Origin of the sequence: Acinetobacter sp. Leaf130 (assembly GCF_001423205.1) — a bacterium.
GTDB classification, from domain to species: Bacteria; Pseudomonadota; Gammaproteobacteria; order Pseudomonadales; family Moraxellaceae; genus Acinetobacter; species Acinetobacter calcoaceticus.
The window spans coordinates 553,841-570,774 of the sequence record NZ_LMOE01000001.1 but is presented as its reverse complement, the minus strand read 5'-3'; the positions used below and the strand labels follow the sequence as shown (position 1 = coordinate 570,774).

18 protein-coding genes are annotated in these 16,934 nt (G+C 38.0%); 3 read left to right on the top strand and 15 right to left on the bottom strand.

The features are described 5' to 3' along the window. Positions 1-263: 263 nt before the first annotated feature. The gene (locus ASF86_RS02340) at positions 264-1,214 is read right to left on the bottom strand and encodes a 3-hydroxyacyl-CoA dehydrogenase NAD-binding domain-containing protein (protein WP_056479044.1); all 951 of its coding nucleotides are present in this window, start codon (positions 1,212-1,214) and stop codon (positions 264-266) included. A gap of 204 nt (positions 1,215-1,418) precedes the next feature. Between ASF86_RS02340 and yddG the strand changes: the two genes are divergently transcribed. The 3 genes from yddG (at position 1,419) to ASF86_RS19840 (ending at position 3,507) form a co-directional block, all read left to right on the top strand. Further along, entirely contained in the window at positions 1,419-2,339 is a 921-nt protein-coding gene (yddG, locus tag ASF86_RS02335; protein WP_056479041.1) for an aromatic amino acid DMT transporter YddG, read from the top strand. 140 nt (positions 2,340-2,479) lie between these two features. Continuing rightward, positions 2,480-2,911, top strand: coding sequence for an SRPBCC family protein (locus ASF86_RS02330; RefSeq protein ID WP_004642298.1), 432 nt, complete (start codon positions 2,480-2,482; stop codon positions 2,909-2,911). Between the two features lie 362 nt (positions 2,912-3,273). After that, positions 3,274-3,507: a hypothetical protein gene (locus ASF86_RS19840; protein WP_017390345.1), complete on the top strand. Its 234-nt coding sequence runs from the start codon at positions 3,274-3,276 to the stop codon at positions 3,505-3,507. A 53-nt stretch (positions 3,508-3,560) separates the two neighbouring features. Here ASF86_RS19840 and ASF86_RS02320 read toward each other — a convergent pair whose 3' ends face one another. From ASF86_RS02320 to mumR, 14 genes are all read right to left on the bottom strand, one after another. Further along, the gene (locus tag ASF86_RS02320) at positions 3,561-4,115 is read right to left on the bottom strand and encodes a TetR/AcrR family transcriptional regulator (protein ID WP_056479038.1); all 555 of its coding nucleotides are present in this window, start codon (positions 4,113-4,115) and stop codon (positions 3,561-3,563) included. A gap of 589 nt (positions 4,116-4,704) precedes the next feature. Next, positions 4,705-5,172 carry an NF045616 family extracytoplasmic (lipo)protein gene (locus ASF86_RS02315; protein WP_056479036.1) on the bottom strand — a complete coding sequence of 156 codons (468 nt, stop codon included), beginning with the start codon at positions 5,170-5,172 and terminating at the stop codon, positions 4,705-4,707. A 13-nt stretch (positions 5,173-5,185) separates the two neighbouring features. Further along, positions 5,186-5,590, bottom strand: coding sequence for an NF045616 family extracytoplasmic (lipo)protein (locus ASF86_RS02310; RefSeq protein ID WP_056479033.1), 405 nt, complete (start codon positions 5,588-5,590; stop codon positions 5,186-5,188). Positions 5,591-5,622: 32 nt separating this feature from the next. Continuing rightward, positions 5,623-6,087: an NF045616 family extracytoplasmic (lipo)protein gene (locus tag ASF86_RS02305; protein WP_056479030.1), complete on the bottom strand. Its 465-nt coding sequence runs from the start codon at positions 6,085-6,087 to the stop codon at positions 5,623-5,625. A 2-nt stretch (positions 6,088-6,089) separates the two neighbouring features. Continuing rightward, positions 6,090-6,752, bottom strand: a complete 663-nt coding sequence (locus ASF86_RS02300; protein ID WP_056479027.1) for a hypothetical protein — start codon at positions 6,750-6,752, stop codon at positions 6,090-6,092. Beyond that, positions 6,745-7,269 carry a PAAR domain-containing protein gene (locus ASF86_RS02295; RefSeq protein ID WP_056479024.1) on the bottom strand — a complete coding sequence of 175 codons (525 nt, stop codon included), beginning with the start codon at positions 7,267-7,269 and terminating at the stop codon, positions 6,745-6,747. Before ASF86_RS02295 ends, ASF86_RS02300 begins: the two co-directional genes overlap by 8 nt. A gap of 5 nt (positions 7,270-7,274) precedes the next feature. Next, positions 7,275-7,709: a PAAR domain-containing protein gene (locus ASF86_RS02290; protein WP_056479021.1), complete on the bottom strand. Its 435-nt coding sequence runs from the start codon at positions 7,707-7,709 to the stop codon at positions 7,275-7,277. Between the two features lie 233 nt (positions 7,710-7,942). Next, the gene (locus ASF86_RS02285) at positions 7,943-9,163 is read right to left on the bottom strand and encodes a chloride channel protein (RefSeq protein WP_056479018.1); all 1,221 of its coding nucleotides are present in this window, start codon (positions 9,161-9,163) and stop codon (positions 7,943-7,945) included. Between the two features lie 303 nt (positions 9,164-9,466). Next, a complete protein-coding gene (locus ASF86_RS02280; protein ID WP_056479015.1) occupies positions 9,467-11,185 on the bottom strand; it encodes an acetyl/propionyl/methylcrotonyl-CoA carboxylase subunit alpha in 1,719 nt (572 codons plus the stop codon). Beyond that, a complete protein-coding gene (locus ASF86_RS02275; RefSeq protein ID WP_056479011.1) occupies positions 11,185-12,768 on the bottom strand; it encodes an urea amidolyase family protein in 1,584 nt (527 codons plus the stop codon). Before ASF86_RS02275 ends, ASF86_RS02280 begins: the two co-directional genes overlap by 1 nt. Before the next feature lie 33 nt (positions 12,769-12,801). Next, a complete protein-coding gene (locus ASF86_RS02270) occupies positions 12,802-13,617 on the bottom strand; it encodes a putative hydro-lyase (protein ID WP_081407522.1) in 816 nt (271 codons plus the stop codon). 2 nt (positions 13,618-13,619) lie between these two features. Continuing rightward, a complete protein-coding gene (locus ASF86_RS02265) occupies positions 13,620-14,384 on the bottom strand; it encodes a LamB/YcsF family protein (protein WP_056479006.1) in 765 nt (254 codons plus the stop codon). A gap of 34 nt (positions 14,385-14,418) precedes the next feature. Beyond that, positions 14,419-15,672, bottom strand: coding sequence for an NRAMP family divalent metal transporter (locus ASF86_RS02260; RefSeq protein WP_003650999.1), 1,254 nt, complete (start codon positions 15,670-15,672; stop codon positions 14,419-14,421). Between the two features lie 340 nt (positions 15,673-16,012). Next, positions 16,013-16,924 carry a LysR family transcriptional regulator MumR gene (gene mumR / locus ASF86_RS02255; protein ID WP_056479003.1) on the bottom strand — a complete coding sequence of 304 codons (912 nt, stop codon included), beginning with the start codon at positions 16,922-16,924 and terminating at the stop codon, positions 16,013-16,015. Positions 16,925-16,934 lie beyond the last annotated feature (10 nt).

The following is a 16,934-nucleotide window of genomic DNA, read 5'->3' as shown; positions in this document are numbered from 1 at the left end:
TAGTATTACGTTTTTGGCCAAAAGTAATACTAAACTTGAGCAATTTGGGTGCGGTTTAAAATAAGAAGTAAAAATCTGCACTAAAAATTGTGCATTTCATAGCATCAGTATCGCATCGACACCGCAGTAATTATCTCAATAGAGATTTGAGTAACAATTAATGAATACACAATAATTTCAGCTAAGAATGTTTTTCTTATTGATCTAACAAAAAGCCAATCATCTCTACAGTAAAATGATTGGCTCTGCCCTAAAGATTAGAATTAATCTAACTTGAGCTGCTGTCTGAGCTTTAAGATATCCACCAATCCTTTATCTCTGGTTTGGTATAAATCGATATCTTTATATTGGGTTAACAACTGATTGGTTTCTGCTTCCAATAACTCGGTTGTCTCGTCTGAATGTTGAAATGCGTGCATATCATTCCACCATTCTGTCATCGGTGGGCCTAAATGATGGATAGCCTCTTTAAAGCCCTTTTGGTTTGCAAGCTGCATATTAATATAGGGACCAAATAGCGCCCATCTTAAACCCGGCCCACTGGTAATAGCGACGTCAACATCTTCGGCAGAGCACACGCCTTGTTCAACCAGTGAGAAGGCTTCTCGCCATAGCGCAGCCTGCAAACGGTTTGCGACATGCCCTTTGACTTCTTTATTTAAAACGATTGGGTTCTTACCTAATTGTTTATAGAACTCGGAAGCCTGTTTCAAAACTTGTGGAGACGTCAAAGTACCACCAACAATCTCAACCAAAGGTAAAAGATGAGGCGGATTAAAAGGATGGCCTAATAAAATACGTTCAGGATGTTGGGCCTCTTTTTGAAAATCCGACACTTTTAAGCCCGATGAACTTGAAGCAATAATGGTGTGTTCAGGGCAATATGAGGTGATTTCTTGATATAGTTTTTGTTTTACATCCAGACGTTCAGGTGCATTTTCTTGAATAAAATCTACATCTGAAACTGCATCTTTTAAGTGATTAGAAATTTCCAGATGAAGCAGTACATCTTGTAGAGAATGGCTATGCTCAGAGTTTCCATCCAAAGCCAATAAATCATTTAAATTTGCAGATATTCTTTTTTTAAAAATCGCTTCATCTATAGGATACCGGTCATAAACCTTAACTTTAAATCCTTTATATAAAAATAAGGCGGTCCAACTTGCTCCAATTACACCTGCTCCAACAACACCAACCGTTTTAATGACTTCCATATTTTCCTCGTAAAAATGTTGTTTTATTCGAAATTTCTTTACTCAATTGAATGCTTAAATAAACATAGAAGATTCAACCAATCAATAAATTTAATTGTTTATATTTTATATAATTTGTCCTATATTCCCTATCTTGAAAATTTATTCCTTTCGCCAGCACAGCTTAATCTTTTACCATTTTCTAACCGTTATTTACTGAATTTTATGTCAAAAAATCTAGCAACATTGATTGGTTTAAGCGCCATTCTCATGTGGGCATCTATGGTCGGTCTGATGAAACAAGTCAGTGCCGCTATTGGACCTGAGCTAGGTGTTACGCTTATTTATTCTTTAAGTGCGCTACTGTTGCTTGCTATTTTCAAAGTTCCAGACTTTAAGCAGATTTCCAAAAAATATTTAATATTGGGTACAGTCCTGTTCGTTGCTTACGAGCTGTGTTTTTCATTTGCAATTGCTTATTCTCAAAGCCCTCAACAGGCAATTGAAGTCAGCATTGTTAACTATCTGTGGCCGAGTTTAACGGTTTTGGCTTTTGTTATTTTTAAGGAATTAAAGTTTAATTTTCTTATTATTCTCGGCTTGCTTATTTCAATTTCCGGCATTATTTTTATTCAAACTGGAAGCGGTGATTTTAGTCTAAGTAGCATTGTCGATAATTTGCATAGCAACCCTCTAAGCTATATTTTGGCATTTGTAGGTGCCATTATTTGGGCTTTTTACTGTGTACTCACCAAAAAAATGAGTAATGGGCAAAACCCGATCTCTATTTTCTTTGTTTGTGTCGCACTCACACTATGGCTCAAGCTGCTTCTCTCTGGGCAATTCGCCATTCCCTCGATGGACATTCCAACTGTAATCACCCTTTTAATTGCATCCGCTGCAATTGGCTTTGGCTATGCGGCATGGAACATTGGCATCATTCATGGAAACATTACCATGCTTGTGGTTGCCTCTTATTTCACCCCTATTATTTCGTCTATTTTGGCAATGTTTGTTTTACAAACTCAATTGTCCTTAAGCTTTTGGCAAGGAACAGCCATGGTTACGGCAGGTTCATTTATTTGCTGGATTTCAACCAACTGGTCTGTGATTCAACCTTTCTTTAAAAAATTAAGAAAAGACTAAAAAGCATTGTAGATTTATTGCAATGCTTTTTTCAAACTTACGATAACTCCGACGGATTAGAATTCCCCCATTGCCCAAAGCGTGCTAATATCCAAATTATGACAATCACCAATGTCAAAATTATTTTCAGAGGGAATAAGATGTTAAAAACTCAAAAAATCAACATCGTACAAGAATTTGATGCACCCGTAGATAAGGTCTTTGCAGTCTTGAGTGAACATGAAAACCTAAGCAAACTTTTCGCTCCTGCTAAAGTGACTCGCATTAGCAATGGAAAAGACGCTCGTAATGGTGTTGGCTCTGCTCGTAAAATGTCTATGCCATTTACCCCGTCATTTGTAGAAACAAATTTAGTCTACAAAGAAAATGAACTGATCGAATATGCAATCACAAGCGGTATTAGCCCAATTAAAGGTCACCGTGGTGTAATGAAGTTTATTGATTTGGGAAACAACCGTACTCGTTTGGATTACACCATTAGCTTTAAAGGACGAGTGCCTTTTCTTGGCCCGATTATTAAAGCAGCTTTACAAAATGGCGTAAGCCGCGGACTTAAAAAACTTAAGTTTTAATCACTAACTTAAAAAGTAAAAGGCCCGATCTAGGGCTTTTTATTTGTCCACAAAAACAAAAGCCGACTCGTTAAAGTCAGCTTAATACCACAGTGTGAGAAAATTGCTTAAATAGTTATTGTTCGTGGCAATCTTCTATCTATTTTCTTTTTCTAACATTAATTTACACCTTGGTTATGACTGTTTGATTAAAAAGAAATCAGAAATACCAAATAAAATGCAAATTAATTCACTCTTAATAAAATAAATGTAAATCAATTAACATTTATTAAAAGTGATGTATATCAACTACATCTTTAGAAATTTTCTAAAGTTTAGTATGCTGAAAATAACTTACTAATTAATAGAAAATAAGCAATACAATGGAACATCAGAGTTTGTTAAAGGAATTAAATTCGCTTATTGAATATTATTCCAGAAGAACAGATTGTCCACCTACCAGAATTCGTATAGGTTACAGAGCCTATGCCAAACTCATGCAGAATCCAAAATTTGCTGATGAAGTGACAAACTCTGCTTTAGATCCAAATAAACGTAAATATAAAAAGTTGAAAATCAAAGTCACTAAAGATGACGATCAACTAGAGCTCGAATAAATAAAAAGCCCAATTACGGGCTTTTTACTTTTAGAACGTGTGTGGATTTAGAGCTAAGAGAGCATTATTAAAAAATAATTTAGTAACTTGTCTCGCTCATCTACACTGTTTTTACTTAAAAGTTGAACCATTGCCCCATCAATCACAAACAAAAACATGTGGGCGTCTTTCATTGAAGCCATACTTTTGACGGTTAAAAGCAGTTTATAAATTTCGTTGATTAGCCAAGTTCTATATTCAATCACCACGCGATAGGCTTTTGGGTAGAGCTTTTCAATTTCAAAAATTGCTTTAAAGGGTAAATGATAAAAGCCATTTAAGTCGGCATGTAAAAGGTAAATCTGCTTGAGTTTATCAAGCACCATTTGCTCTTTGTATGAATTAAGAATGGAAAATACTTTTACTTTGAGCGCATCTTTTTGAAAAGTCAGACACATCTCGATCAGTCGTTCTTTTGAGTGAAAGTCATTATAGAAAGTAGCTTTGGGAATTTTGGCTTCCGCAATAATTCGGTCAACACCGACCTTATGAAAGCCATCTTGATTAAATAAATCTTTTGCTACGTGAAGCACTCGCAGCGCTCTAAATGAAGATTCTAAATTTTTCATGTATACCGCTTAAAATAATTTTTTGTTGTATCTAAAAGAGATAGAAATGCCGTCACTCTTAAAATGAGTGCTAAAAAACAGGCATGCAAAAGCAGCACAAAAATGTGCCCTAAGCTATCTCGGGTTTTATTGTTGCTATGATTTTTTAGTCGTAACGATTCTTAAGGCCGTAGAAAACCTTAGAGTCAATTAAACCGTTTTATAGACTGTTTAATTGGTATGGACGGAGAGATTTTGGCAAAGGCCAATAAATGAGAAGAATTAGTACGCATAGCGGACTCCTTTGGCTATAAAAGAAGTTTCACCGCATGACTGCTAAATAATGGTGGTGAAACGAAAGAGGGTTAGCAGACTGGAGCCAAAGAATCCAGCACACCCGAGGGTGTCCCCCTTCCGTTCCACCGTAAAGGGGGCACACAGGGATTTCCACAAAAAAGTTAGACTTTTTCGTGTACTTTGGCTAATGGTCTGCTAAAACCAACTGGCAATGTAGGCCAGCACGCAAAGGATAGTATTCGCTATTGTTGGCGTCAAGCGTGTGAAATGACAATTGTATTAAAGTAGAGCGGTTAGGGAAATAAAAAAGCCATTATTGGATAGGTAATGGCTTGGTATTGGATAGTATTATATTAAAACCCTCATTACATGTAGTATCTTCTGGACTTACTACCTTAGCACTTAAAATATTTTTCTTTTTAGATATGCAGATTAACTCAGAGAAATTTTTATTAGACTCTAAGTTAACATCATATACCTTTTTATCTTCAAAAACTGAACCTGAAATAGATAAACAATCCTCTGATTTAATAGGAAATTTTGCATCTTTACCTTGATAAGTTTTATCATAAATACTTTTAAACTCTTGGGTTGGCTTATATTCACCAACAAAGACAATGAAATAGTTATCTGGTCCAAGATATGTATGTTCATTATCAGTATAGATACATATATCATTATTTTTAACAATAGCTTTTAGCTCATGACTAATAGGTTGAGCACACCCAACATTCATTAAGACAGTACAGATTAAAGCTAGGGATAGTTTTATTTTATACATAAGATTTATCTATCTATTTACATACATCTTTGCCAGCCTCCAAATACTTTAGAGAAGACAAAGAACCTTCTTGATAAACACAAATATGAGCACTAAACGAGCTATTTATAGTACTAAGAGCAATTTTATATGGAGTATCTTTTTTTATTTTATTTAAAGGGATATATACGCAGTTACTTTCTTCCACAGGTAGAATGGTCTTATCATAGACTTTCTCATATTCACTTTTATATTCTTTAGAAAAATCAATTTTCCCCATATGTACAAGAAAATCATCTTCTCCATAATTCTTAGGTTTATTAGTAAAAATACATAGTTGATCTTTTTTAATTTCAACATTTAAATCTTTACTCTGTTCTTCACAAGCTGACAAAAGAAATAAGACAGGTAAGAAGATAAGATATATAAGTTTTTTCATAATTTAAAAACTAGATTTATCTTCAGATAAAATTACTTAAACCATTCAAATAATCGATCTAAAAAAGTAGCTTTCTTTTCAGAATAATCAAAAGGCTGATTGGTACATTCATAGCCATCCTTTACTTCCGTCAAGATAATTTTCTTTGGAGATTGATTTACACATATCCTTCTTGCATAAGCTTGTTCCATATCTAAAGAAACATCAAAAGGTATTGCCTTATTAAAATAAGAACTTGGTATAGGGATACAAGAGTTCTTATCTATTGGCATTTTGATATTTTTATAAATCTTGCTGTATGTACTTTTATAATTTTCTCCAGAAACAATCCCACCCATATATAAATATATTTGATTATTATATGGTTTTGTATTTATATCATTAGTATAGACACAAATACTCTTATCTTTAACGATTGCATAAAGTGGTTTCTCGGGTGAGGCAAAAATATGAACACTGCAGAATAATGACAATAATAAAATATAGCTTCTTTTCATAATTAACTAGTCGGCAATAAAGACTTATCTTTAGGGTTAATTAAAAAATTTTCAAGTATTTTTAGTACCTTACTTTGTAATTTAAGACTTATTTGATGATGCCTTCTTTCTGGTTCTTCATTTTTCAAGAAGATAGCATCAAAATAAAACTCAATAATTCTCCCTTGTTGCTCAAAATTAAACTCATTAAATTTTTTATTCGAATCTCGTCCCATTAAATCCGTATCATATGCTTTCAATTCATTTTTAGAATCAACAGATTCAACCATAGAGGTATACCCTCCTTTACATAATTGTTTAATACCTAGCCAACCATTCGATACACCCATTTGATATTGCCATACATGTACCATTTCATGTAGAAACCAATGCTTTAAGTTTGGACGAGACTCACTAAAATCTTTATTATTTATATAATCATCTTTTGATAAATACATTTCCCCTGCAGGTGTCATCGCATTACCAGTTTTTGTATGTATCATTCCACCAATATGAATCCAGACTTTAGAATAATCGATTGCATCTTTAAAGACTAACCGCGACATCGCTATTTCCCCTGGTGTGAGTTTTCTTTTCGTACCAAGTTTAATAACTGAAGCTTTAGCCTTCATATCTCCATCTAGTTTTTTTAATTTTTCACTAAAAGTTGCAATTATATTACTCATGTGAATGCTCCTTAGAGATAATTCTTAACTCAATTTCTTCCATCTCATTACTTGTTATTAAATCTGTGTAACCATTTTTATCGGTTGTACCATGAATCATATCACCATTTTTTTTATGTACTTCATAACAAACCGTTGCTAATGGCTCTCCAGTTAATTCATCCTGCAATAAAAATCTTTGCCCATACTTAGGTTTTACTTCTTCAACAAAATTATCCTGTGCATTCTCCTTCGAAGAAGAATAAGGACTACCACTTTCTCCAACAACATGGCTTTGCTGAGGCAGAAGCATTGCTCCACATGATAGTTTATCACCTACATAAGCAACGGGTTTTCCATCAAAAATCACATGATCATGACTTTTGATAACAGTAGACCAACATCTACATTTAGGGCAAACATGTCCGTCCCCTGCACGTACAAATAAATTACCCATTTGGGAACTTTTCATTTGAGTTGAAGGAACCATTCCACCGTGATCAGTAATCGCATTATGAATTGCAAAACCTTTAGACATTTTATTTATCCATTTACATTATCTAAAAACCTTAAAGGTTTTGGTTGATCATGATAAATACGTAGAAAAATTGATATATTTGGACTATCTATAATTTCATCCTTATTATCTAAATGTGAACCAATCAAAGCTACTGAATGATCTCTTATAGTTAAAGCTTCACCAGCCCCTGTAATAATTTTTGCTGTTGTGCCATCTGCATAAATTGCTTCATCACCAACTAATGCTATGGAAATACCTTTAAATTTTGGAGAATATCCTGAGGCCCGAATAAGGCCCCCACCTTTAGTTTTAGCACCATTTACAGCCACATAATATTTAGTAAAAGGCTTAGTTTCCCAATATAATTTTTCTGCCTTTAAAATCTGTTGAATATCATTTTCTGAAAGATTTTCTAATTGTTCAGGAGTAAGATCTACTAAAAAAATAGGACTTGACATTCTTTTTCCGTTCTCGTTTTATTAATACAAATAATAGCAAAAACTTATTAATATGAAAAATAGGTTAAATGTAAATTTAAAATGAAATTCACTTATCAAAATGCAATAAAAATAAAATTTATCGAAAATAGTATTATTAAGTCTACTTTAACTTCAAAATATTTTCTCACCAATAAAATATATAACTAGAACTAACTGAACCAAAATCCACTCAACTCCTTAGAAAGACTTAATTAATCCATCAACTTCTTACGGCGATACAACCCACAATTTCCAGAAAATAGCGCTGCCAACAAACAAGTAATAATCGCATAAGTCGCAACATTCATTCCAAATAGCTCAACAGCTAAAATAATAGAGGTCAACGGCGCTTTACTCGCTCCCGAAAAAAGACTCACCAAACCTAAGCCTGCAAGCAATGAAATTGGCAAGTTCAAAACAGCCCCTAAAGCATTACCTAATGTCGCACCCACATAAAACAATGGCGTAATCTCACCACCTTTAAAGCCTGAACCTAAAGTGATGGCAGTAAAAATGGTCTTGTTAAAAAAGTCGTAAAATTCAATCGGCACATAAAAAGATGAAATGATTTTATCTGTACCCAAACCATTGTATTGCTGATGCGCAGTGAACAAAGTAAGTAGCATAATGATAATACCGCCCACCATCGTTCTTAATGGCAAATAGCGAATGTATTTGTAAAAGACGTCACTGGCAAAATGAATTGCGGCAATAAAGAAACGTGCAATCAAACCAAAGATCAGCCCTGCCACAATTAAGTTCATGAGCGTGCCGAAATGAATAGGCGGAAACTCACTAATCACATAAAAAATGTGTGGATGAACAATATCGAATAGTTCAGGAATAGTCGATGCAACAAGAGCAGACACAAAACATGGAAAAATGGCTGAATATCTTAAATTACCTAAAGCAGTAATTTCTAAACCATAAATTGCACCAGCCAGAGGCAAACCAAATACCCCAGCAAAGCCCGCACCAATACTGGCGATTAAACAAATTTTTCGGTTATCTTCCGAGACTTTTAATATATGGCTCAGGTGGTCAATTAAGGCACCCGAAAGCTGAACAGCTGGTGCCTCACGCCCTGCCGAACCACCAAACAACTGCGTTAAAATTGAGGTAATAAAAATGATGGGGCTCATTCGTTTTGGAATGAATGATTTGGGTTGGTGAATTTCATCAATCAGTAAATGGGTTCCCCGTTCAATCGGTGAACCATATTTTTTAATGAGATAACCAATACCAAAGCCCACAAAAGGCAAGAAATAGATGAGCCAGTGATGCAGACTTCTGACTTTATTTGAAATATCAAAAGCCACAAAAATTAAAGTCGAGGCCAACCCCGCAACGACTCCAATCACAATTGATATGGCGAGCCAATAGACACTGTATTTTAGAATTTGATCATATTCAGATGAAGGTAGAATTTTCATTCGCGTTCTTCAATTAACCTTTAAAATGGATGATAAATTCTCATTTTTTTTATGCAGCCAGCTCATTAAGTGAGAAATGCTTGAACTGGTCTAAAAATTAAAGCTCGCATAAGGCGAGCTTTCAATACAGTGATTAATTTTGATATCACCAAACTGGGCGAAATATCTCATAACCCATTCTGGCTTTCAAGTTGAAAATGGTTAACGAGTACTGTGAACATAGCTAACTGAGTTAATAAATAAGCATCTGATTTGACCCGATCAAACAAGAAACACAATCAGGCCAAATCACATGTTCAAATCTTAATTAATACTACCAATAATGGTTTCTGCATGGCAGGTCGCGCCCTTCTCTGCCTCTATCTGAATAACACCGCTGCGGTGTGCAAGCACCTGAACTTCCATTTTCATGGCTTCCATAATGGCAACCACTTGCCCTTCTGTGACTTGCTCTCCATTTTCGACTTTCCAAGCGCTAATCACACCATTAATTGGGGCAAGTAAATGCTCAGCACTTACTTCTGGCTCGTTAGTTTGTGCTTGAGTTGCCGTTGCTGGACCTTGTGCAAACATGCCCGCTGGTAAACCTAAGCGGTGTAACTTGCCATCAATTTCAATGTAGCTGAGCAACATCGGTTGTTGATGGTTTGGAATGCCACGTTTGGTTGGCTTCAACTCTTGTTTAAAGTCATTTTCAATCCAACGGGTGTGTACATTAAATTCATCTGTAAAGTCAGGTTCATTGAGTACCGCACGGTGGAAGTCTAAAACAGATGCCACGCCTTCAATTTTAAATTGCTTTAAAGCACGTTTAGCACGAGCAATTGCAACTTCACGGGTTGGACCAGTCACAATTAGTTTTGCCATGAGCGAGTCGAAATGGCTCGAAACTAATGAGCCAGTGCGAACGCCTGTGTCGACTCGCACACCGTTACCAAACGGCGCTTCAAACAAACTCAACACACCAAATGCCGGAATAAAACCACGTGCTGGGTCTTCGGCATTAATACGAAACTCAATCGCATGGCCTTGGGCTTTTGGAGTTTCTTTAATAGTAAGCGCTTGGCCCTGCGCGACACGAATTTGCTCTACCACCAAATCGACTTTTGAGGTTTCTTCGGTAACTGGGTGCTCAACTTGCAAACGGGTGTTTACTTCTAAAAATGAAAGCTTGCCGTCACGACTTAGTAAATATTCAACTGTTCCCGCCCCAACGTAGTTTGCTGCCTGACAAATGTCTTTTGCCGAGCTTAAAATTTGCTGGTAAATCTCGTCGCTAATAAATGGTGCTGGTGCTTCTTCGACTAACTTTTGGTTACGGCGTTGCAACGAGCAATCACGTGTACCAAGCACGACAATGTTTCCATGTTGATCGGCAATCACTTGTGCTTCTACATGGCGCGGTTTATCTAGATATTGCTCGACAAAGCATTCACCACGGCCAAAGGCAGCTTTTGCTTCTCGTACTGCCGACTCATAAAGCTCTTTTACTTCTTCGAGTTTCCAAGCAACTTTTAAGCCACGACCACCGCCACCAAATGCAGCTTTAATGGCAATGGGTAAACCAAATTGTTTGGCAAACTCTAAAGCTTCATCTGCGTTTTTAAGTGGGTCTTGTGTACCTTGAACTAAAGGCGCGCCCACTGAAGCGGCAATTTTACGTGCTTCGATTTTATCGCCCAGCTTTTCAATCGCACTTGGAGATGGCCCTACCCATTTTAAACCTGCATCAATCACGGCTTGGGCAAACTCAGCACGTTCAGATAAAAAGCCATAACCCGGATGCACCATCGTTGCTTTCGATTTCTTTGCAACTTCAATAATGGCAGGAATATTTAGGTAAGTCTCGCTAGCAGTTGCACCAGCCAAGCCCCATGCTTCATCTGCAAGTTCGACATGCATGCTGCCAATGTCGTCATCTGCATATAACGCGACCGATGCAATTCCCATATCACGGCAAGCATGAATAATACGAACGGCAATTTCACCACGGTTAGCAATCAATAATTTTTCTGTATTCATTATTCATTCTCAAAATCTGTAAATTCGGCAATTTTTTTAAATTTGATGCGGCAACCCGCTGGAATCTGTGCCACCAAATCCCACTGGTGTTTAGCAACAGCGCCAATGACTGGATATCCGCCCGTTAAAGGGTGATCATTCATAAACAAAACCGGCTGACCACTCGGTGGAATCTGCAAAGCACCAATGCATGTGCCTTCACTTTCCAGTTCATGGGTAATTTTGCGAGTTAAAGGTTCTGCACCTGAAAGTCTTAGCCCAACGCGGTTGCTTTCATTGGTCACAAGCCATTCTTGCTGACACAGCAGTTCAATACTGTCTTGTTCAAACCAATCTGTGCGTGGCCCCATCACAATATCTAGCTCAACCACTTCGCCAGCTTTTGGTAAATCAAACTTACCCACTTCATTTACGCTAATGTTGGCTGCCTTAGCGTGTCCTTGGTAAATGGTATCTCCGAGTTTTAAAGGCTCTGGCCCTAACACCGCCAAGCTGTCAAATGAGGCACTATTGAGTACAGGTTCAACGTCTATACCACCTCGAACTGCCAGATAGTTTCTTAATCCTGCTGTTGGTGGCTGAATTTGAAATTCATCGCCTTCATCCAAATCAATCGGCTGATAGCTCGCAAAGTCGGCGGTTTGACCATTGGCAAATTTCACACAAATGTTTGAAATGGCACCTGCAACCGCAATAACGCCTGCATGCTGCATTTTGGCTTTGAAGCCACCGTTTAAAACTTCAATGACGGGTGTATCGGTTGGATTACCCAAAATACGGTTCGCACTGTGCATGGCCGACACATCCATTGCACCAGCCACGCCAACACCAATATTGGTCTGGTTTAAACGCCCTTCGTCTTGAATGAGCATCTGTAGACTTGGCGCAGTGATCTTAAACAGTGGTGTAGATTGTTTAGGCTCAACCGTACGAGTAATTTGCTGCGGTACATTTACGGTTGTCGGACTATGCGTAACATCTTCAAAATGTACAGTCATGCCCGGTAAAAGTAGTGCAGGATTTTTACGCTCTAAATCCCACATTTTTTCCGATGTTGTACCAATCAGCTGCCAGCCACCCGGACTGTCTTTTGGGTAAATACCAGAGTATTTTCCAGCCAAGCCTAAAGAACCTGACGGTATTTTTTTACGCGGAACCGTTAAGCGTGGAATATCGGTAAAAGGTCTGTCGGGACTACTCATATAAGCGAAGCCCGGCGCAAAACCAATAAAAGCGACATTCCACACGCTTTGGTGATGTTTTCTAATCACATCAGCCACAGACAAACCTTGTAACTCTGCAACCTGAGCAAGGTCTTCGCCATCGTAACGAATCGGTACAATCACCTCTTGTCCGCTACGCTCAAATCCAGAATCAACTTTGAGACTCTGAATTGAAGCAACCATCGTTTTAAAATTGGTTTCGATCTCGTTAAAAAAAACCAAAATTGTTTTTGCAGCAGGGACTAAGTCTTTAATTCCATTCAATTGCGTATTTTGCAATTTATTGTACAACGCCAAAGTTTCTTCGAGGCTTGCAAGCTCTATCAGAAAACAATCGGCGTTTACCGATAAAAAACGCATTTGCTTATCCTTTTTAATTCTTCTTTAGTCCAGTTAGCCAATCCAAGCACGGTCAGGAATGTCGGTAATAAACATATGACCCGGTGCATGACTAATGGCAAAAGGAATTTTCGAGTTCATGACTGCCGCTTGCGGTGTTACCCCACAAGCCCAAAATACTGGAATTTCACCTGCTTCAATGCGAGAGGCATCACCAAAGTCAGGCTTATTTACATCCAAAATTCCTAAGCTTTCAGGATGCCCAATATGTACAGGCGCACCATGGACACTTGGCATACGCGCGGTAATTTTTACAGCTTCACTAATTTGATGAGATGGGATTGGTCGCATTGAAACCACCATGTTTCCTGAAATACGACCTGCTGGCTGGCACTGAATATTGCTCAAATACATTGGCACATTGGTGTCATCATGAATATGGCGAACTTCAATACCCGCTTCTTGCAAAGCTGTTTCAAATGAAAAACTACAACCAATTAAGAAAGTCACCAAATCTGGATGCGCATTATAAATCTCGCTTGCATCGGTCACTTCATCGACCATTTCGCCATCTTTCCAAATGCGATAACGCGGAAAATCAGTTCGAATGTCTGAGTCTGCGGCAAGCTTGGTTGCATAGATGCCTTCTTCGAGCACATCAAGTACTGGACAGCTTTGTGGGTTGCGATGTGCGTAAAGAAGGAAATCGTAAGCCCACTCTTTTGGCACCGAAATCATGTTGACCTGAGTCATGCCCGCAGCCATACCTGCTGTTGGTTTATCAAAACCAGCACGGATTTTTAAACGCGCATCTAAAGCGGCTTCAAGCTGAGCTGGGTCGACTTTAATATCCTTATACATTGTGCTCATCCTTATGCTTTGTTTACAAATGGGCGGATTTCAATATTGTTTTTTACAAGCTCGGCTTTAATGGCTGCCGACATTTCTAGCGCACCGTCAGTGTCGCCATGTAGGCAAATGGTATCGGCTTGAATTGGGGTAAATACACCGTCAATTGACTCAACTCCACCATTTTTAAGCATTGAAACCACACGGCTGGCAACAAATGCCGAGTCGTGTAAAACCGCTCCTTCTAGGCGGCGAGAAACCAGTGAACCATTGCTGTTATAGGCACGATCAGCAAATGCTTCAGACACGACTTTTAAACCAGCCGCCCGTGCTTGCTCCACTAAGTTTGATCCAGCCAAAGCCACCAAAACCAATTCAGGGTTATACATTTTAATTGCATCAATCACTGCGGCTGCCTGCGCTTGGTCATGTGCAATGGTGTTGTAGAGCGCGCCATGCGGTTTAACATATTGCACTTTTGAGCCTGCTACTTTTGCCAAACCAGCGAGTGCAGAAATTTGGTAAAGCACATCGGCAATCAGTTCGTCACGTGACAAATCCATATTACGGCGGCCAAAACCAACAAGGTCTGGGTAAGACACATGCGCGCCAATGGTCACACCAAGCTCAACTGCTTTACGAACTGTTTTTAAAATACCGAGCGGATCACCTGCATGGAAGCCACAAGCAATATTGGCACTGGTCACGACAGGTAAAATCTGATCATCATTACCCATTTTCCATGAGCCAAAGCTTTCACCCAAATCACTATTTAAATCTACAAACATGGCATCATTCCTTTATCACTTAACAAAGTCTGGCTTAAAGCTTGGTCAAATAGTTAAACACTGTCGTAAACGACATATAGCCCATCCACCACGTCAACAGACATGTTAATCCACCTAAAATAAGTAACCATTTTGGATAGTTATAATTACCCATTAAATCTTTACGGCACGCAGCAACATACACAAAAATTGTAAGACCAATTGGCAACACTAAACCGTTAAAACCACCCACAAAAATTAATAGACCTGCTGGAGTTGCGCCCAATAACACATAGAGCAATAAAGCCAATGCGATAAAAGTAATGGTCGTATAGTTGTTTTGTTTTGGTGTTAAGTTCTTTTTAAACACGTTAAAGAACGACACTGAAGTATATGCTGCACCAATAGTGCTACTAATGCCTGCTGCCCAGAAAATTAAACCAAATAATTTAAAACCAAATGTACCCGCTGCATATTGAAATGCTTGAGCTGCCGGATTGGCATCATGGCTGGCTAAATCAATATTTGCACCACTCACCACTACACCTAAAAATGCTAAAAACAGCACATAGCGCATGATGCCGACAACAATAATGCCTTTGGTCGCAGCTTTAGCAACTTCATCAATATTTTCAGGGCCAACAGCGCCTTTATCGAGTAACCGATGTGCACCTGCATAACAGATATAACCACCCACCGTACCGCCCACAATGGTGGTAATAATGGCAAAGTCGATCTGGTCTGGAGCAAAGGTTTGATGTACAGCTTGACCAACAGGTGGCATTACGATGACGGCAACAATAATAATCAGGAGGATTTTAAGCAATCCCAACACGATCATGCTTTTATCCATGGCAAGCGTTGCTTTTCTTGATGCAAAAATCAAAATGGCTAACGCACCACTTAAAATACCGCCCCACTTTGTGTCTAGGCCAAAAAGCGCATTTAGACCTAAAGCCGCACCTGCAATGTTACCAATACTAAAGAAAAAACCACCTAGAATGACCAGAAATGCCAGTAAGTAGCCACTGCCGGGAATTGCTTTATTGGCAATATCCGATGCACGCATTTGAGTGAGTGTAACCACTCGCCAAATGTTTTGTTGAACCACATAATCAATCAGAATGGAAACTAAAATGGCAAAGCCAAATGCCGCGCCTAACTTCACTGTAAATACAGCAGTTTGGGTTAAAAATCCGGGCCCCATTGCAGAGGTCGCCATCATAAAGATTGAGGCAACAATGGCCCATTGGCGATCTGATAAAAAAGAAGATTTCAGTAAAGACATATTAATGCGTTCCTCATCCATTTGAGCTTAACAACGCTATTTGCAAGTTGAACCAAGAACACCATTTCTTTCCCAAACGATATTCTTTAATCCTTTTAAATGACAAAGATTCCCTGTTCCCCAATCAACACAATCGGTGATCAAATCTTGTATCTAAAATAAAAACATAGCTAATCCCTACGGACAATAAGACTTTTTACATAAAATAAAAAATCAAATATTTGATTTTAAATGATTTAATGTTTATTAAAAAATCAGGATAAGTTTTACTTATCAAACTTCATAAGCTGCTTTTATGACTTTTCATGCAAGCAGCCTATTTAAAATAAGAAAAAATATTTTATAAAAATAATAACAGCGCTTATTTTTGGATTTTCTCATTGAGGTTTTTCATGGCACTTTCCGACACTTTAACCGCAACTTCTGTCAATTTCTCTTTCAAGGCAACGTCATTACCTTGAATGTAGATCGAGGTGAAATGAAATGTCTTTAACTGAATGGGTGTATTTAATATTTCCAGTCGACCATCTGTAATTTCTTTTAAAGCGGTTAAGGTCGGCACGACAGCAATGCCTAAGCCTTGCTCAGCTAAACGCAATAAAGTTGCCAATGAATAACTGGTAATTGAAAGTGGTTCATCAATCCCTTGTTCTTTCATTCTGGCTTTCAATTCTTTATAGGGATAGGTAATTTTTGGATAAGTTAAAATGGTATGAGACATGAGAGTTTTAAAAGACATTTGAGCCACACAGCCCTTAAATGACGGTGAAGCCAAAAAGCTCAGCTCAAAGTCACACAATGCCTGTTCAATACATTCAAAAGCCAACGTTGGTCCAAGTAAAAAGGCCATGTCCAAGTCACCTGTACGCACACCTTCTTGTAAGTTAGGTGTCAGGTCTACCACAATTTCGACAGAAATTTTTGGGAACTCTTGTTGAACCTTTTCGATATATTCGACTAACCACGTATAGACAATCGTTTCGGAAACGCCTAAACGAATGGTGCCCGTCAGATGCTGATTTTCAGTCAGTTCAGCCACCAGATCTGTTTCTAGTCGCATAAATTTTTCCGCGTACTTAAACAAAGTTAAGCCTTTGTGCGTTGGTTTAAACTGCCGATAGTTTCGATCTAAGACTTTAAAGCCCAATTCATTTTCAAGAGATGTGATTTTTTGAGATACCGCAGGCTGGGTGGTTTGCAATTTAGTTGCAGCCTTATTAAAGCTATTTAAAGTCACAACCCAATAAAAAGCTTCCAGATTCTTTAAATTCACGTTTCATCCC